An 18,217-nucleotide genomic window follows, 5' to 3' on the forward strand; every position below is an offset into this window, starting at 1 on the left:
GCGCCCGGCGGTGGCTAAGCTTTCTAATAAGTGTCTGCCAACCCAAGTGCTGACGTGGTAAATAGAACGACCAGCGGTTTGCAGACTTTCTTTAAGATAATTGTCTACAAAGTCGAAAGCGCGAATAATTGGCGTGGTTATCGTTTCAAAGCACTCGCGTGCCTGATGGGCTAACCAACCCGCAGCACGATAAAGTGCGCGCCCGGCGGTGGATAAACCTTCCAACACGTGTCGACCAAACCAAGTACTGGCGCGATAAATAGAACGGCCAGCCGTTTGTAAAACTTCTTTAATATGATGCCCTACAAAGCTTAATAAATTTACAATTGGTCTTCCTAAGTTTTCTAAACAATCTAAAACCTTGTGGGTTAACCAACCAGCAGCACGATAGATTACCCGCCCAACAGTAGCTAAACCTTCTAATGCATGTCGACCAGCCCAAGTAATAGCACGATATATTTTTCGGGTAGCTGTTTGAATACTTTCTTCTGAGGCATACCACAGAGATTGCAATGGACGATAAATATAAGCTGTAGAATCATATATCGTTTTTGATATAAATTTTGCTGCATTCGACCTAATTCTTGCATGTCTTAAGCTAAATTGTTTATCTTCAGCATTTCTTTCTGTTTGTAGATCTTGCCAAAACTGCGTCCACATTTCAGCACTAAATTTATCCTCGTCCACATGACGTTTTTCTCGCCTTAGCCAATATTGTTCACGTTCATGCTTTCGATTTTTATCTTCTAATTGATGTTGTTCACGACGGTTTTTCCAAAACTGAGTTTGTGCTATAGGCCTTTCGCTTTCTTCCTTCTTTCGCCTAATAGCACGTACCTGCCAAAATTCTCGGCGCTCTTTTATCCTTGCTTTATCCTCCCGATCATGGTTCTCTTTACGATTGGCCCAATATTGCTTCCATGAATTAAGTCGCTCTGTATCTTCAGTGTGATGTTGCTCATGACGATTATGCCAAAACTCGGCACGCTTCGTAGGTCTGTCTGCATCTTCTTTTTTCTGATTAGTCGCTCGTGTTTCCCAAAATTCTCGACGCATTCTGATTCTTGCTGCATCTTCTTGAGCGTGCCGGTATTTACGATTAGTCCAATAATAATTACGTTCTCTTGAGCGATCTATATCTTCAATGTGATGTTGTGCTTGACGTTTTTGCCAAAACTCTGCACGTTCTTTGGGCCTATTAATATCTTCTTGTTGCAGTCTTGTTGCCCATGTGTCCCAAAACTCACGGCGCTCAGTTAATCGTTCTTCATCTTCCTTAACGTGACGGTTTTTACGATTAGTCCAATATTGCGCACGCGCGCTAAGTTGTGCTTTATCTTCGCCTTGATGTTGTTTATGACGTTGTTGCCAAAAATCTCTTCTTTCTTTGAGCCTATCAACATCCTGCTTTTTTTGCTTAATTACCCGTTTTTCCCAAAACTCTCGGCGCTTATTTAATCGTGCTTCATCTTCTTGAACATGGCGATTTATACGGTTACCCCAGTATTTTTGACGGGCAATGAATCTATCTTGATCTTCATCAATATGTCTTTCTAGGCGCCTTTGCCAAAACTCAGCACGTTCTTTAGGCCTATTAATATCTTCTTGTTGCAGTCTTGCTACCCATTTACGCCAAAACTCTTGGCGCTCTTTTATCCTGTCTACATCTTCCCGAGCCTGTCTCTCTTTCCGGCTAGCCCAATATTGTTTATGTGAATGAAGCCGCGCTTCATCTTCGGCTTGATGTTGCTCATGACGGTGCTGCCAAAACTCAGCTCGCTTAGCAGGTCTTTCGGCGTCCTCTGTTTTCTGATTAGTCGTGCGTGTCTGCCAAAATTCTTCTCGTGAATTTTTTCTTACTTCATTTTCTTTAATTTGATGGTCTTTACGATTAGCCCAGTATTGTTTACGTGAATGAAGTCGCGCTTCATCTTCGGCTTGATGTTGCTCATGACGGTGCTGCCAAAACTCAGCTCGCTTAGCAGGTCTTTCGGCGTCCTCTGTTTTCTGATTAGTCGTGCGTGTCTGCCAAAATTCTTGTCGAGCAGCTTTCCTTTCTTCATTTTCCTGAGCATGACGAATTTTACGATTAGCCCAATATTGCTGAGACTGAAGAATATGAAGTTTATTTTGTTCTTCGTGTTTTATAATACGTGCTTGCCAAAAATTAGTCCGTTCTAAAGAACGCGCCCTATCTTCAGCTCGCCAGGTATTATTAACACGCAAATCGACATATAATTGACCATATTTTGCTTTATTTTCATCAGTTTCCCAACTTGATTCTGGTCCAATAACTGAATATAGGCGCTGCCTTATCATGTCGATATTTCTTGTTCTACCCCACATATTCTTATTACTCTCAAAATTTAAATATTTTAAGGCCACGGACTATAACATTTGATTACTTTAGGATCAACTAATTTATAAAAAGATCCAATAATTTCTTAATTAATCAAAATGGAAGATTTATGAAAAAGAAGTCTAATTTTATTAGTTTAAAAAGAGTTAAAAATAGCTTTTAATTTTGCTAAATTTTTTGTTTAGATTTAAATGGCCTAATTTATTTACTTGATCTCCTATTTCAAATTTACTTAGGTTTTTATTAGATATAAAAACTTAACTATCATAGTTAAGATAGATATAATACCAAGATTTCGAGGTAGACAATCTTTACAGTTAACATTACTTACTGTTAGCAACATAAGAAAGGTGTTTAACCTTCCATTTAATTTTCAGGACGATGCACATGCGTATAATTTTTTTTTAGTTGTATCACTTTTTTCATTACCACTAACCGCAAAACCTCATTGGGATCCTCATTTAATACCACAGCAATCAGCGTTTTCACATAAAAGCTATGTATCAAATGAAATGATTAAATCCATTAATGAAGAACCTAAAATTTCAGTATTACGCTTACAAATAAACTGGCTTCCAAATAATGAAACATATTATTTAAGCCATGCAATCATAGAAAATTCCGGTACTCCCGCACTTTTAGCTAAAAGCAAGCATAGGCCTAAGTGGGGAAGTTATTTAGGCATAGTAAAGGATAAAAATGGCAAACACTTATACTATGATTCTATAGGTACAGGCAAAGAATATCGCAAATTATCACGAGCTATAAACTTACGATTCCCCCTTCCCAAGGATAATGTAATTTTTGAATTAGTTGCAGAAAATCCACAGTCAGGAATTATGGAAACTGTTTTAGAACAAGAGATTATTGTTAGTGAATTAGTAACAGATGATACTTATTATCCTGAACTTGAAGTAAAGCAGTTATTAATATCTCAAAAACCGCGGGCTCTTAGAATCAATATTTATGCTGAGGGATATCAGTTTCAAGATAAACATCGTTTTTGGCAAGATGCCATTAAAACTGTTAACGATTTACATAGTAATAATTTTCCTGGAATTGATTATTTTAGCTTTTATGCGGTATTTCATCCTTCTAATAAATCACTAGGCAAGCCCATCGATCTAGGATTTCCTATTCCTGAGTTTGATTCTTTTTTAGGCTTATATTATCCCTATTGGACTGGTGTTGAGCGATGGTATCATGCAGTTTATCCCACAAGCGAAAATAAATTCCGCAAAGCGCTAGCCTCTGCGCCTTATGATTATGCTTTAATCTTAACCAAACACAACGGCTACTGGGGAGTTGGTAATTATATGTCTCATACAGCTATCCCTGCTGGCAATAAATACTATTTTACCTACTTATTACTGCATGAATTTGGCCATTTTTTTGGACTTAATGAAGAATATGAAGGTGGCGGGCGTACAGAATTAGAGTTTGCACCAGATATTGACGAACCGTGGTCACAAAACATGACTTTTTTATCCAGCCCCTCTTATCAAGATTTAAAATGGCATACTTTGGTATCACCTCAAACTGCAATTCCTACACCGGCAAGCGATTGGCAATCTAATCCTCCTGTTTATGGTGCTTATAAAGGTGGTTATGGTGATTCAGTCAGCACGAAAGGCACTAATCATAAACCTGGATTTGACTGCACTATGGAAGCAAGCTCTACTTTTTGTGAAATATGTAAACATGGAATAATGGATGTGGTTTTATATAGTACGGGAGCCATAAATAACCTAATTGATAACAAAAATGAAATCAATTAAGTGAAGATGCTAATAGCGGCCTACGCCGCTATTTACTTCATCAATCAATAGCAGTCAAATCTGAAAATTTTTTCGAAAATTACTTAACATTAAGTTAATCAATTGGCTATATAATAATTCTTGCACAAATCCGGTTATATAATTATAACCAAATCTATATTTCTGCTTATTTAATTAATTTTAAAAAAAATTAATTTTTTTATCTAATATTTAAATTTATAATTTGTTCTCTTTTTCTCTTTTGTAAAAAAATTATGATTACATTGTCTTTTGGTCAAGCAGTTATGCTTTTAATTGATCGCTACAAAAACGAGTTTATTGTTGAGAGACTTAAAAAGTTATATTTAAAAGGCATAACTTCTGAGGAAGACTATCAATACATCATAAATTTATTTAAAAGAAGCCAACTAGATGAAAAATATCAAATCTCAACCAATGCCAATGTTATAAATGAAGATCCTACTAGACGATATTTCGAAACTCATCTAGCGTTTGAAACATTATTTATCGCACTTGATGAAATTGATTCCGAGGATCTTGGTGGTTATTATGAAGCATTGTATCAGCTACTTCCTCCAGCTGAACAAGCTAAATTTAATAAGTATCTTAATAAAACCACTTCAGCGCATGAAGATTATCTTGTTGAAGAATATATTGATACGCTTTCTAAGCTAAAAACTAATAAAAGTTATAATGATTTTTCTGAAACTCAAAAAGATAAATTATTTTTAATCTTTAAATGTGCATGGCTTAGCAGCTTTATTGTTAAGTTACCTGATATACCTCTTAAAAATGCATATGAAATAGGTTTTTTTTCTGAGCAACAACGAGGCCGCCAAATAAAATTCCTTAAAGCCTCTGCTGAAACACATGGTCAACAATTTAAAATAGGTAGCTATTCAAGCTATTTTGGATTAATGAAAAGTTATATGCCTATCCCAAAAAACGATGTGATCTTTACTGAAAGTGGATTTTCTTTTATTAGACCGCCTGATAGGGTCAACTTTAATCTAGCAGCAGCATGGCCAAAAGAAAATTTTTCAACGTTGGTGCACCCTTTTTCATGTTCTATTTCTGGCACCATGTTAAGTCAACTTCGCTGCATAAAAAAGTTAGAAAAAATGGCTCATTTACCTTTTAATAATTTAGAAAAATTCACTTCTTTTCTCAAATGTTTTACCTCTAGCTTGCTTTTTAGTAATGGTGGCCATAGCTATAACGAATTTTTAGCTGTGTTAAAAACCCCTAAAGTTATTTCAGCCTTTAAATTCATTGACCATTTTGAAGAGATAGATGCAATTAACTTATTGTATAAAGACAATGTGCCTCAATTTAATCGAGCCTTAGATAAAACAATCGCCTATACAAAGGTTGTACTAGCAAAACAACAAGTACATGAAAATTTGCTTGAAAAGTACTCAATTATCTAAATTTTTCTGTAAATTATCATAAAAACTATCCCTTTTAATTTCTTGAAAGATGCAATTCAGCTATCTGATATTGGTGTAATTAAAAGCTCTTATACCTACTAGGTTATTTTTACTTGTGTAATATTTATACAAAATCAACTTTATTTATCTTAAAATGCCTGAAATTCATCAATCCTTATTAACCTTACGCCAACCCCTAGGGTAGCTGTATTAATCACCAGGGAGTTTGTAATAGTTACTTAGTACGGTGGTTAGAAGCAGCACTTTTAGGTGAGGAAAAGATGCAGTGCTTTGATAAGCGTATACAGCTTATTACCCAAACGCCAGTTGAACTATCATAGCCGCCCCCCCACCTCAAATCCTGAAACGCCACCACTTTAATTGCTTTACTTATCTCATGCTTAATTATAACTTTCTTCTATCATTATTTATATTAAATTAAGTAATATTTCCTTTACGATAAAATTTATGACTAAAAAAGTTGATATTCTAATTATTGGGGCCGGAATTGGCGGTTTAACTACGGCAGTTGCGTGTAATAAAGCCGGCTTTACAACCCTAATTATAGAAAAAGAATCACAGCCTTCGGAAATTGGCGCAGGTATTTGGCTTGCTCCTAATGCTTTAGAAATATATCGCGAGCTTAACTTAACAAATAATCTCTTTGATTTAGGTTTTGCAATTAAACAAATCAAATTAGCTTCTACTTCGTCAGGGCAATTACACACACTTACGTTAGATAGATCCAAATTTAATATTTTAGCTATTCATCGAGCAAGGCTGCAAAAATATTTAACCGAGCATGTATTACTAAAAGACGTTTATTTCGGTAAAAGTATTACGAGTATTGAGCAGAATGATACAGGAGTAAGCGTTGAACTTAATACAGGAGAAATTTTATGTGGAAAAATTTTAGTGGGAGCAGATGGCCTGCATTCCCAGGTACGCAATTTGTTTTTTCAAAAAAATGTAGTTCGTTATTCTGGTTCTAGCAGTTTTCGAGGGATTGTCAATCTATCAATCCTACCCGATTCTATTGACAACACCAGTTATCAAATATGGGCACCAGGATGCAAACTTGGTTATTCCTTTATAAGTAACCATGAAAAATATTGGTACATTAGTTTTAAATCTAAACCAGGAAATTATTTTAACAAAGATGATGCTCATAGTACCGCATTAACCCTTACCTCTAAATTTTTTGTTAATCATATTAAGTTAATCGAACAAACTTGCCCTCATAGCACCATTCAAACCGATATCTCTGATTTATTGCCGCTTAAAACATGGTACAACAATCGGATATGTTTACTTGGCGATGCAGCACATGCGACCACCCCGCATCTAGGCCAAGGAGCCGCACAAGCAATTGAAGATGCGATGGCGTTAGCTTTTTCATTAAAGAAATTAGGATTAAATGCCAAAGCGTTAAAAAACTATCACCAAGTCAGACATAAAAAAGCTGAATATCTTGTTAGAAAAGCAAAAACCTACGGTAAAATGTCAGAATGGCATTCTCCTTTCCTACAAGCGATTAGAGATACTATCATTAGGAAAACACCAAAGTTTCTTATTAATTACACCACGGATAAGATTTTTTTACCTGTTATTAAATGAGATATTAGGCAGTTCAAACGTTTAGCCTACCTTAACATTATATTCAATTAATTAAGACTACTGATATATTCCTCAGCAAATTCTTGACGTTCATCGAGATCATAGAGGTTGAAGTTAGGTTGACCACCTTGTCTCTCACCATAGTAAAATCTGCCATTTGCATCAACTTTAGCACTTTCCTGAAAAAATACGTATGGACTTAATGTACTCGTCTGGATTCTCTCATTCAATGTATTAAAGAAATATTGATGTTCTGAATACTTATTGGAAATAACTTGCAAGGCATTTACAATTTCATTTTCAAAAAGCCCTGGATCTTTAGGAATGATAGAACGTTCCAAAATAGATTGATGGTCACTGTTACAATGTGACGTTTGAATGGAACCGTGTGTTAAGCGTTGGACTTGCCCTGCCTTTAAGGCTTCTAAAATAATTAAAGAAAATTGATCTTGATAATTTTCAAATGGAAAATCACCGCCTTCTTTAATCAATTTATTCAAAGAATCTAAACAATTTCTTGCAGCCTCTTCTAGCTTCTGAGTTAAAGCTGTATTAGTTAGCTTTTTTTTACAACTATCAGAAAACCAGAATTCATACCAGCGTGAGCGCCTTTGTTGATTCTCATTAAGGTAGTTAAATTTTTTTTTAAATTCATTAATGACTTCAGATAACAGAGCCATTATTTCTCTCCTATAATTGAAAAGTGCGCATCATAACTTGAGAGAAAATAAATTCCTACTGTAATGTAAATTTAAAGTTAGACTTTTTCAAAAAAATAAATATTGCAATAACCCTTCTGTTAATTATCAAAAAAGTTATTAATTAGAATAAAGACAACTTAAATAATTAGGAATTAATTTTTCTTAATTAAGCTTATAAATTTATAGATTAGGCGTATATTTATAATCTAATTCCAAGTTGTCTTTTATTTAACCAATTAAATTGGCTAATATTTTAAGCAGCTTTCCCAATACATTCAAAAATCAACTCAAATACTGGATGACTTAATTAATATCTTTTATCTATGCCAAAAGCTAAATTTATTGAACACAAATCATCAAACAAGGTTTTCGAGTACAACATCTAAAGATTTGTATAATAATAACTTTATTTCTATTCAACAATATGTACATGCTTTATTAGATATGAATAAGCTTGGTTCAGGTTTTTATACACATACCTAAGAGCAGGCTATTAGCAAAATTCTCTGCTTATCCTCTTACAATGATGAAAAAATACCTATTCTTTGAAAAAACATCCAATACTTTCAAATTTGAAAAAAATTAAACTATCGGTTCATGTCCATAGCCAGTTTTGGCATCAAGTACAACAGCCAGTTGTACACAGGGTTGTTCAGTTCTGTTGCTCCAAGCATGATTAGTCCCACATTGAATAACAATATCGCCTGGTTTTAATAAGGTTTCGGTATCTTCCATAATAAGATAAATTTCACCACTTAAGATAACGATATAATCTAACGTTTGTGTTTGATGCATTAATGGATGTGGCAAGCCAGGTACATCTGGAAAATATTTTCTAGTTTGGGAGTCAGGTGGAATATAAACATAACGAAATAAGGTGCCGTTTTTATTTGTTTTTGGCAAAAGCTCATCAAAAATTTGTGCACAACGGGTTGATTCAACAGGCATTGAATCAGTAGCCCATGCATCTGAAATAATATACCCTGCCTCATGGCTTATAACGTTGTCTACCTGCTTATCTTCTATAATGGTAGCAACGCCATTACGATAGCCTGTTACAACTCGCCGTGGAATTTTTGGGGTATTTTCCATAGTTTTCCTTAATTCTTTAAGCAGATTAATTTATTTAACGCCAGTTAAATTACGTTTTGAGATATAGCTAGCCATTTGTTAAATAACTAGCTAAAAGATAAATCTTTTAAAATAATTTTACCTATCGTTAGAGAAGTTAACTTATTTATAATTGATAGAGTAGTTAATTTTATCTGATTGGCTAGTTCTTGTAATAATATAATCACTTGGGGGCGAGGTATCAGTGTGTTTACAAGTCTGATGGTCGTTGACTAAATTAAATCTGATTGTAATGGTTCTAGAAGGTAGACTAATGGTGTGAAATACTATTTCACCCTTCATCACACCTGCTGCAGAAGTTTTATTAACAGTCAAGACCTGTTCAGTTTGACTATCTAATTTTTGCATACCACTTGGATTTAACTTTCCACCTTGTAATTTAACAGTGGTTATTAATAAATCATCTATTAAATTATTTCTTAATTTTATTTCATATCCATCACAAGGGTGAGCAGAAGCCATAAAAGGCACAAATGCCGCAATTAACCCGGCTAATTTGACTTTCTTCATTCTTATTTTTCCTTAAAACTATTAAACCAAGTAAAAAACAATCTATTAAATAATTAATTAATCATTTGATAGGAAATTCATTATCATGAAAAATGGTATGTTGTTCAATAGTTGAATTTTTTAGGATTAAGGGATCAAGAAGTAAACATGATAAAAAGGCTAAGTTTAGTCTGTTTACATTAAAATTAAATTACTAATATTTTGCCATAAATTATGCCTTTTATTTCGTTTCAAATTTCTATAATGCGTCACAATTAAAATTATAACTTTCTATTTTAGTAACACAAAATATCTGTCATTGACGTCAATTTTTATTTGATTCATCTTAATAAAGCGTATCTATTCTTTTAAAAAACAATGCAAGAGTATAAATCTGAAAGTAATAAGGCAAACTTATATAAATTAGGAGAAAAGTAACAATGACGTTAAATAAATCAGTTCGAAAAGCGAGTAAAAATAAGTTAGTTCCATTAATCCTCTTAAGCTTGTCATCAACAAATCTATTCGCTGGAGTATCAAAAGGTAATGGCGCTTGGGTGTATGACACGCTGTATAATAGTTCAGGAAAAAAAATTGGCCAATCTCCAGGGCTTTTTGCTGATGAAATTAATAACTTTAACCTTTCAGCAAGTGGCAATCATACTATAAAAAAATTATATAGCTATGGAGGGAGTTTAGAACTTTATTGCAGAGGGTCAGGAGGAACTTCCCCAACTAAAAAATGTAAAGCTCAAGATATGATGGTTTATTATGATGATGGCAAGTTATCTACCTCTGCTTATTATAATGTTTTGAATAACAGCCCTAAACCCGTATCAATTATACCAATTGTTGATGGTAGATTAGATCAAACAGGAGATGATGATTATTTAAGTGCTTTAAATAATTTAGATAAAGATACAGCATCGCTTTTTGCTGATAAAGTTGCGCGCCTATATTGTAGTGACCCGAAAGTAGATGGTGTACAATTTGATATTGAACCCTTTGATATTAGAAAACCAGGACAAGCTTATTTTTATCAAAGAATAGCTAAAGCCTTTGCTAGTAGCATATGTAAAGATGCTAAACATCCAAATGGCCGAACGTTCTCTATTTTTACAACCTCAGGTAAAGTAAACAGTACTGTAGCTAAAATTCTAACTACTTATAATAATGGTTATGTTATTGATTCACTTTATGATCTTGGTTCTAATCCAGGGAGCGCTGGTACACCACCCGAAGACTATCGTCGCTACATCACCAGTGAAATTAAGAAAATGATGTCTAAAGCGAAACAATATAATTTTAAATATCAACTGGCTATTCCTGCATCCGCCTCTGCTCATGAATTTGAGAGCAAAGATGGAAGAAGTACAGGTTATAAACAAATAGAATATGTTAAAGCTTCCTATGACATCTTTAAGAAATATAAAGTAAAGTTAGATCCCAATTTCGTAGGTGTTTCTTTATGGGCTTGGGCGGATCAAAGATGGTCTGGTGGTAAGCGGATTACGCCATCAATTCCAAATGAGGAAACACAAGAATTTTTAGCTAGAAATCTCTAAAGTTGTTTATAACTAAGCCCTTTTAGGGCTTAATTAGCAGTTTAAGTCCGTTTCTAAGCCTTTATTAAGGTTTAATACCAGCCATTGACGTCAATCCTTATTTCCTTCATCTTAATTACTTGTATTTATGCTATTAACAGCAAAATAACATAAACACAAGGTTAAACATCGCTTGTTAAGCTCACTAAAGGTAGGAGAAAGTTAACCATGATGTTAAATAAGATAACTCAAAAAATTAATAAAAATAAGTTAGTGCCATTTCTAGTCTTAAGTTTGTCTTCGGTGAATCTATTTGCTGATATAACAAAGGGCAATGGTACTTGGGTTTATGACACTCTCTATAATAACCAGGGCAAAAGAATTGGCCATTCGCCAGGACTCTTTGCTAATGAAATTAATAACTATAATCTTTCAGCAACAGGCAATCATACCATTGATAAAGTATATAGTTATGGAGGTAGCCTTGAGTTATATTGCCGGGGCTCGGGTGGTACCTCAACTAGCACCCCATGTACTACAAGCACCATGTATGTCTATTATGATACTGGGAAACTCTCCACTGCTGCCTATTATAATGTTTTAGGTAATGGATGTAAGCCTTTGTCAATTATACCTGTGGTAGATGGCAGGCTGGATGGAGTCGGTGAAGATGATTACTTAAGTGCCCTTAATAATTTAGATCAACCAACTGCTGCTCTCTTTGCTGATAAGGTAGCACGTACACTCTGCAGTGACCCAAACGTGTCAGGTGTACAATTCGATATTGAACCTTTTGATATCAGCAAACCAGGACAAGCTTATTTTTATCAACAAATAGCAAAAGATTTTGCAAGCCCCATGTGTATCGATAGCGCCCATCCTAAAGGTAGAACTTTTTCAGTTTTCACTTTCGCCGGTCGAGTTAATAGTACGCTCGCTCAGATTTTAAATAAGTACAATAATGGCTATGTTATAGATTCCCTTTATGATCTTGGCTCTAAACCGGGTGGCAGCGTTAATTCACCAACCGAATTTCGAAGTTATATTACTACTGAAATTCGTAATATGGTTACTAAAGCTAACCAATATAATGTGAAATTTCAACTTGCTATTCCTGCTGGGGCATCTGTACATGAATTTGAAACTAAAAATGGTCGCTCTACAGGATATGCGCAATTAGATTATGTTAAAGCAGCTTATGAAGTCTTTAGCCAACTTAATGTTAAATCGAATCCAAATTTTATTGGCGTTGCCTTATGGGTATGGTTAGATCAAATGTGGTGGGGAGGATCTCGATTTACACCATCAACACCTAATGAAGAAACCAAAGCGTTTCTGGCTAAAAATTTGTAAAAGCCAGACTTTTAAATACTATCAGCAAGTTAAATACTTTAAATTAACTTGCTGATATATCTAATAATTTTTTAAAATTCAATTTATCCTAAATAATGAATGCATTTCTTATTCTTTATCAACTTGATATTCTAAAATATCGCCTGGCTGGCAATTTAAATAAGAACAAATAGCATCAAGTGTAGTTAAACGAATCGCTCTTGCTTTTCCATTTTTTAGTATTGATAAATTAGCTTCCGTAATCCCTATTGCTTCAGCTAATTCTTTTAAACGACATTTCCTTTTTGCCATCATTACATCTAAATTAACAATAATAGCCATACATTACTCTCTAAATTGTTAATTGCGCATCTAATTTAAGTTGATTCGCTTCTTTAATAATCCAGGAAGCGATTAAAATAACCATAGCTGTAATGAGTGTGGACAAATTAGCTGAGCCTAAAGTAATACTTGCTATGCGCTGACCGGGCGGATTAGTAAAAGTAAGCGCAGCAGTAATAAGAGGCTGATAGACTAATTGGATAGCCTGACCTACTAACATGTACAAACTAATACTTTTAATTAATTTTATATTAATTTGCTCAAATAACTTTTCTTCTGCATATAGGCGAAAAAGTTTAGCTAATTTATAACAAATCATAATGGTTATCGATAAAGGTAAGAATTGAATAGTTAGAATAATTAAGCGATGCAGTATAGAAAACTGGGCTGATCCATCTATGTGCACTATAGGCATCATTAAAACAAAAGTACTTATATCCAATGATTTCGGTAGTTTAAATAAAATTAAATAGATTGTAATTGATGGTATAAACCAACAGCAAAATTTAAAAAAAACAGAAAGTATACGACTAGCTAATTGTATTTTGTTCATAAAACCGTCCAGTTAATTAATTTTTCTGTATTATAATAATAAAATATCGAATTTCAATAATTTATTATTAAATATTTTTTAATATAATTCCTTTTTTCTCATTATTTAGGAAAAATTAGCGCTTTAAATATTAAGTTAAAATCAAAATAATAACTTTTAGTTGCAGCCTAAAGGTAAAAATTTTATTTTTGTAAAAAAAAATTTATTTAAAGCTATGAAAAAATTCATATTTATTACTATTATTAAAGGAAAAGTAATCCTGTAAGTCATTATTTATATTTTCATCAAAACAAGGGAATGAATTAATGAAAATTGTATCAACTCGAGTGTTAATTGGGCCTAACTATTGGTCGAATTTCAGACAAAAACTAATAGAAGTTCGCCTCGATCTAGAGAATTACGAATATTCCCCAAGTAATACTCTAGAAGGTTTTAACGAGCGACTAAAAAAATTAATGCCGACTTTATATAATCATTATTGCTCCCCGGGTGTTGCCGGTGGCTTCTTTATGAGGCTTGATGACGGCACGTGGCTTGGGCATATCATGGAACATATTGCTTTAGAACTGCAAAATCTAGCTGGTATGGATTGCGCCTTTGGTCGAACCTACGGAACTGATATTGAAGGCGTTTATGATGTTATATTTACTTATGAAGCTGAAGAAGCAGGTTTATATGCAGCGACAGCCGCTTTTAATATTATTGATTGTCTTGCCAAAGGCGAAGATTATTTAAACTTAGAAAATGACATTGCTCAATTAAAAACGATTGCTATGCATGAAAAAATAGGCCCTAGTACGGAAACCATTCTTAAAGAAGCTAAGAAAAAGAATATTCCTATTACTCGTTTTAAAGATACCTCATTAATTACCTTAGGATATGGAAAATATCAAAAACGTGTTTGGGCTACTATTTCTTCACAAACAAGCTCGATCGCTGTTGATATTGCCACCCATAAAGACATGACAAAACAATTACTCTTAGCAAGCTCAATTCCTGTTCCTGAAGGAGTCACTATTCATTCGCTAGATGAACTAGACGATGCTATTGATTACCTAAAATTTCCCATTGTTATTAAACCGCTAAATGGTAATCACGGCCGTGGAGTTATTACGAACATTCAAACAAAAGAAAAGGCTATTTTAGCCTTCAATTTAGCTCAGAATATTTCCCCAGAAGTGATTATTGAGCAATTTATTGAAGGAAATGATTATCGTTTTCTAGTCATTAATTATAAACTCGTTGCTGTAGCTAAAAGGACGCCTGCAAAAGTTATTGGTGATGGTATAAGAACTATTCAGCAACTGATTGAGGAAGTTAATGAGGATCCTAAGCGCGGATTAGCACATGAGAATTGCTTAACAGCTATTAAAATTGATGAAGAAACACACTCAATTTTAGCCGAAAATAATTTAACCCTTCATAGTATTTTAAAACCAGGTGAGGTTTTTTATTTAAAATGTACAGCTAATTTAAGCTCAGGCGGTACAGCATCTAATGTTACCCATCAAGTACACCCTGATAATATTGCACTTGCTGAACGAGTAGCACGTTTAATTCAACTTGATGTATGTGGTATTGACATTGTTTGCAAAAATGTTCGCGTTCCTATTAACAAGCAGCGAGGTGCGGTCATTGAAGTCAATGCTAGTCCTGGTTTCCGTATGCATGTTGCGCCTAATGAAGGGGATCCTATTAATGTAGGGGCGCCCTTTATTGATATGCTATTTCCAACAGGCAAACCCTCTCGGATACCTATTGTAGCTGTAACTGGTACCAATGGTAAAACAACTGTTGTTCGCTTAATTGCCCTTTTTGCCAAACAAGCAAACCATTGTGTTGGCTATACAACTACCGAAGGCATTTATTTAGATAATAAGTTAGTGTATCGAGGTGACTGCAGTGGACCCTTAAGCGCTCGCACAATTCTTTTAGAACCTTTAGTGGATTTTGCGGTATTAGAATGCGCGCGTGGCGGCATTATTCGTTCTGGACTAGGATTTGATCAATGTGATATTAGTATTATCACTAATATTACGGCTGATCATTTAGGTATTGATGGTATTGATACCTTAGAAAAACTAGTTGATGTTAAATCAGTTGTTGCTCGTAGCACCCATAAAAACGGATACGCCATATTAAACGCTGAAAATGATTTAGTTTACGAATTGAGAACTGAATTAAATTGTAATATTGCTTTATTCGCTTTTGCCGAAAATCAACGCATTAAACAGCATTGTCAAGCTGGTGGTTTAGCAGCTTTTATAGAAGATGAGCTGATCATTGTTCAAAGAGGCAAAGAAAAACTCGGAATCGCTAAGATAAAAGATATTCCCCTGACTTTTAATGGTACAGCAAATTTTATGGCTTGTAATATTCTACCTGCTGTATTAGTAGGCATTATTCGCGGATTTTCAATTAAAATGATGGCCAAAAATCTATATAGCTTTCAACCAACTGTTGAAAACACCCCCGGGCGCATGAATTTATTTAATCTTGACCATTGCCAAGTCATGATTGATTACGCGCACAATGAAGATGCCTATATCCAACTTAAAAAATTTCTAGACAATAAAGATTATACTAATAAAGTAGGTATTATTGCTGCAAGTGGTGATCGTCGCGACGAAGATATCGAAAGACTGGGTTACTATGCAGCGCAAATGTTTGATGAAATTATCATTCGTCACAATAAAAATGGTCGCGGCAGGACAAATGAAGAATTAACTGATTTAATTACTAAAGGAATTAAATCGGTTAATCCGAAAGCAAAGATAAAAGTTATTTCAGAAGAATTTGAGGCATTAAATTATGCAATGAGCCATGCAGAACAAAATAGTTTAATCTATTGTTCAGTAGATGATGTATTTGATTCAGTTGAATTTATGCTAGGACAAGAGCATGTCCAACCAGCAATGCAACTTAATGAGAACATTTTTCTATGATAAGACCTAAAGGTAAACTACTGATTATTGGAGGCGCTGAAGATAGAGCAAATAAGCCACCTGATATTTATGAACAGCGGGAAGAAATGTCACGGTATGAAATTTTAAGTGAACTTTTATCTGATTGTAGGACCAAGCATGTAGAAGTAGTGACTACGGGCTCAGAAGTTCAAGATGAAGTTAAAAGTTCTTATAAGCGTGTTTTTCAGGAAATGGGTTACAATAAGGTTGGGTTTTTACCGATAACAGAGCGACATGAAGCTCGAAAAAAAGAATATTTAGATCGCGTATATAAAGCTCGTGCTATTTTCTTTACAGGTGGCGATCAATTTCGAATTTCTACTATTTTAGGCGGTACGCCCATTGTTGAAATTATTAAACAACGCTACTTAGAAGATGACGATTTTATCGTGGCAGGAACTAGCGCTGGTGCTATGGTCATGTCTTCAGTCATGATCACTTCAGGCGGTTTGACTGAAGCTCTTTTATATAGAAATTTAGCTACTTCCTCTGGCTTAGGGTTCTTGCCTACTTGTATTATTGATACACATTTTATTAAACGTGGGCGCTTTGGACGTCTTGCGCATGCTATTATCATGAATCCCGAACAATTAGGCATTGGACTAGGTGAAGATACGGCTTTAATTATTAAAAATGGTACTGATGCTGAATGCCGTGGTTCGGGTATGGTGGTTATTATTGATGGTCGATATATTAATCAAACCAATATTACTAAGGTCAAAGAAGGGCAAGCTGTTTATGTAGAAGATTTAAAAGTTCATCTTTTAGTCAAGGGATGTCATTTTTCTTTAACTAAGCGTCGATTAGCAAATCCTGCAACTTCAACTAATTTCGATTAATGATATATGGATAGACTATGAAAATAGCAATTGCAGTTCATGGCGGTGCAAGTAAAAACTCATCTTTTCTTAAAAAAAATAAAGAGTCAACAAAAGAGGATTTGGCGAAAGCTTGCCAAAAAGGATATAAGATTTTGCAAGAAGGTGGAAGCGCGCTTGATGCAGTTGAAGAAGCTGTAAAAGTACTTGAAGATAGTCCTTATTTTAATGCAGGTCGTGGATCTGCTTTAAATTGTTGTGGCGAAGTGGAAATGGATGCTTCTATTATGGATGGTAAAGAAATAAAAGCAGGCGCTGTTTCCATGGTTCGCGAGGTTAAAAATCCTATTTCCCTGGCTCGCTCAATTATGACTAAAACCAAACATGTGTTTTTATCAGGATATGGCGCACTTGAATTTGCTAAAAAAGAAAATTTTTCCTTAAAACCTCAATCTTATTTTATTACCACGCATCAGTATGAAGAATATGAGCATCTCAGTGCCAAAGAAACTTATAAGGAATTATTAAACAAAAAGGATACAGGCACTGTTGGTGCAGTTGCTTTAGACTCCCATGGCAATCTCGCTGCTGGCACGTCAACAGGTGGCACAAGTAATAGTTTACCTGGTCGTATTGGTGATAGTTGTGTCATTGGCGCTGGTTGTTATGCAAATAATAAAACCTGTGCCGTTTCAGGAACTGGCGAAGGAGAATATCTAATAACGGGGGTTATTGCTCACACCATTTCCATGCTGACGGAATTAAATATTCCTATACAGGAAATATGCGAGCAAGTACTTAATGAACGCAATAAAAGTCGAGGCGAGATTGGCGTTATCTCTGTCAATCATCAAGGCGATATTGGGATATCGTTTAATACAGAGATCATGAAACGAGCTTGGATTGGCTTAGATGGCAAGCTATATGTAAAAATTAATAAATAAAGTGAGTTCGCCATAAAAAAACAAAGTCTCTTTTATGGGCTAAATGAACGTCATTCTGTGAATGTGAAGCATTTATACAGAATTTAGTATCCAGCTATATCAGTGGATCCCGCGAACAAGCCGCGGGACGTAGGTATGAAGCAGTTTAAATCACTTAGAGCCACTAACTATTTTAATCCTTACCAAGTTTTTATTCCTGCCTTAATCTATTTT

The 18,217-nt window shown here is 34.5% G+C and carries 14 protein-coding genes; 8 read left to right on the forward strand and 6 right to left on the reverse strand.

Going from position 1 to position 18,217, the window contains the following annotated elements:
- Positions 1-2,319 (reverse strand): hypothetical protein (locus E1P04_RS10905; RefSeq protein ID WP_131782943.1); only part of this gene is annotated, 2,319 nt, incomplete at its 3' end.
- Between the two features lie 390 nt (positions 2,320-2,709).
- On the opposite strand from E1P04_RS10905, the gene E1P04_RS10910 reads away from it, so the two are divergent.
- The 3 genes from E1P04_RS10910 to E1P04_RS10920 all read left to right on the forward strand — a co-directional run bounded on the left by E1P04_RS10910 (position 2,710) and on the right by E1P04_RS10920 (position 7,184).
- The gene (locus tag E1P04_RS10910; RefSeq protein WP_242604442.1) at positions 2,710-4,137 is read left to right on the forward strand and encodes a M64 family metallopeptidase; all 1,428 of its coding nucleotides are present in this window, start codon (positions 2,710-2,712) and stop codon (positions 4,135-4,137) included.
- A gap of 254 nt (positions 4,138-4,391) precedes the next feature.
- Positions 4,392-5,567, forward strand: coding sequence for a hypothetical protein (locus E1P04_RS10915; protein WP_131782944.1), 1,176 nt, complete (start codon positions 4,392-4,394; stop codon positions 5,565-5,567).
- 468 nt (positions 5,568-6,035) lie between these two features.
- Positions 6,036-7,184, forward strand: coding sequence for an FAD-dependent monooxygenase (locus E1P04_RS10920; protein ID WP_131782945.1), 1,149 nt, complete (start codon positions 6,036-6,038; stop codon positions 7,182-7,184).
- Between the two features lie 47 nt (positions 7,185-7,231).
- Here the strand turns inward: E1P04_RS10920 and E1P04_RS10925 are convergent, their stop codons facing one another.
- From E1P04_RS10925 to E1P04_RS10935, 3 genes are all read right to left on the reverse strand, one after another.
- Positions 7,232-7,864: a hypothetical protein gene (locus tag E1P04_RS10925; RefSeq protein ID WP_131782946.1), complete on the reverse strand. Its 633-nt coding sequence runs from the start codon at positions 7,862-7,864 to the stop codon at positions 7,232-7,234.
- Between the two features lie 603 nt (positions 7,865-8,467).
- The gene (locus tag E1P04_RS10930; protein WP_131782947.1) at positions 8,468-8,977 is read right to left on the reverse strand and encodes a cupin domain-containing protein; all 510 of its coding nucleotides are present in this window, start codon (positions 8,975-8,977) and stop codon (positions 8,468-8,470) included.
- Positions 8,978-9,118: 141 nt separating this feature from the next.
- Entirely contained in the window at positions 9,119-9,526 is a 408-nt protein-coding gene (locus E1P04_RS10935) for a hypothetical protein (RefSeq protein ID WP_131782948.1), read from the reverse strand.
- 419 nt (positions 9,527-9,945) lie between these two features.
- Between E1P04_RS10935 and E1P04_RS10940 the strand changes: the two genes are divergently transcribed.
- Both E1P04_RS10940 and E1P04_RS10945 read left to right on the forward strand, forming a co-directional pair.
- Positions 9,946-11,070, forward strand: a complete 1,125-nt coding sequence (locus tag E1P04_RS10940; RefSeq protein WP_131782949.1) for a hypothetical protein — start codon at positions 9,946-9,948, stop codon at positions 11,068-11,070.
- A 207-nt stretch (positions 11,071-11,277) separates the two neighbouring features.
- Positions 11,278-12,402 carry a hypothetical protein gene (locus E1P04_RS10945; RefSeq protein ID WP_131782950.1) on the forward strand — a complete coding sequence of 375 codons (1,125 nt, stop codon included), beginning with the start codon at positions 11,278-11,280 and terminating at the stop codon, positions 12,400-12,402.
- A 108-nt stretch (positions 12,403-12,510) separates the two neighbouring features.
- On the opposite strand, the gene E1P04_RS10950 is transcribed toward E1P04_RS10945, so the two are convergent.
- Both E1P04_RS10950 and E1P04_RS10955 read right to left on the reverse strand, forming a co-directional pair.
- Entirely contained in the window at positions 12,511-12,723 is a 213-nt protein-coding gene (locus E1P04_RS10950; protein ID WP_131782951.1) for a helix-turn-helix domain-containing protein, read from the reverse strand.
- A 10-nt stretch (positions 12,724-12,733) separates the two neighbouring features.
- Positions 12,734-13,276: a DUF2975 domain-containing protein gene (locus E1P04_RS10955; protein WP_131782952.1), complete on the reverse strand. Its 543-nt coding sequence runs from the start codon at positions 13,274-13,276 to the stop codon at positions 12,734-12,736.
- A 305-nt stretch (positions 13,277-13,581) separates the two neighbouring features.
- Here E1P04_RS10955 and cphA point away from each other — a divergent pair, with 305 nt between their 5' ends.
- The 3 genes from cphA to E1P04_RS10970 are packed head-to-tail and all read left to right on the forward strand — an operon-like array spanning position 13,582 to position 18,004.
- Entirely contained in the window at positions 13,582-16,221 is a 2,640-nt protein-coding gene (cphA, locus tag E1P04_RS10960; protein ID WP_131782953.1) for a cyanophycin synthetase, read from the forward strand.
- Positions 16,218-17,081: a cyanophycinase gene (locus E1P04_RS10965; RefSeq protein ID WP_242604443.1), complete on the forward strand. Its 864-nt coding sequence runs from the start codon at positions 16,218-16,220 to the stop codon at positions 17,079-17,081. The genes cphA and E1P04_RS10965 overlap by 4 nt, the downstream gene beginning before the upstream one ends.
- Positions 17,082-17,098: 17 nt before the next feature.
- Positions 17,099-18,004: an isoaspartyl peptidase/L-asparaginase family protein gene (locus E1P04_RS10970; RefSeq protein WP_131782954.1), complete on the forward strand. Its 906-nt coding sequence runs from the start codon at positions 17,099-17,101 to the stop codon at positions 18,002-18,004.
- The last annotated feature ends 213 nt before the right edge of the window (positions 18,005-18,217 follow it).

It is taken from the genome of Legionella gresilensis (genome assembly GCF_900639865.1).
Taxonomy (GTDB): domain Bacteria; phylum Pseudomonadota; class Gammaproteobacteria; order Legionellales; family Legionellaceae; genus Legionella_C; species Legionella_C gresilensis.

Coding starts and splice junctions, on each gene's coding strand:
- E1P04_RS10970 (WP_131782954.1), top strand. CDS start 17,099: ATGAAAATAGCAATTGCAGTTCATGGCGGTGCAAGTAAAAACTCATCT.
- E1P04_RS10935 (WP_131782948.1), bottom strand. CDS start 9,526: ATGAAGAAAGTCAAATTAGCCGGGTTAATTGCGGCATTTGTGCCTTTT.
- cphA (WP_131782953.1), top strand. CDS start 13,582: ATGAAAATTGTATCAACTCGAGTGTTAATTGGGCCTAACTATTGGTCG.
- E1P04_RS10915 (WP_131782944.1), top strand. CDS start 4,392: ATGATTACATTGTCTTTTGGTCAAGCAGTTATGCTTTTAATTGATCGC.
- E1P04_RS10965 (WP_242604443.1), top strand. CDS start 16,218: ATGATAAGACCTAAAGGTAAACTACTGATTATTGGAGGCGCTGAAGAT.
- E1P04_RS10945 (WP_131782950.1), top strand. CDS start 11,278: ATGATGTTAAATAAGATAACTCAAAAAATTAATAAAAATAAGTTAGTG.
- E1P04_RS10955 (WP_131782952.1), bottom strand. CDS start 13,276: ATGAACAAAATACAATTAGCTAGTCGTATACTTTCTGTTTTTTTTAAA.
- E1P04_RS10920 (WP_131782945.1), top strand. CDS start 6,036: ATGACTAAAAAAGTTGATATTCTAATTATTGGGGCCGGAATTGGCGGT.
- E1P04_RS10940 (WP_131782949.1), top strand. CDS start 9,946: ATGACGTTAAATAAATCAGTTCGAAAAGCGAGTAAAAATAAGTTAGTT.
- E1P04_RS10930 (WP_131782947.1), bottom strand. CDS start 8,977: ATGGAAAATACCCCAAAAATTCCACGGCGAGTTGTAACAGGCTATCGT.
- E1P04_RS10925 (WP_131782946.1), bottom strand. CDS start 7,864: ATGGCTCTGTTATCTGAAGTCATTAATGAATTTAAAAAAAAATTTAAC.
- E1P04_RS10950 (WP_131782951.1), bottom strand. CDS start 12,723: ATGGCTATTATTGTTAATTTAGATGTAATGATGGCAAAAAGGAAATGT.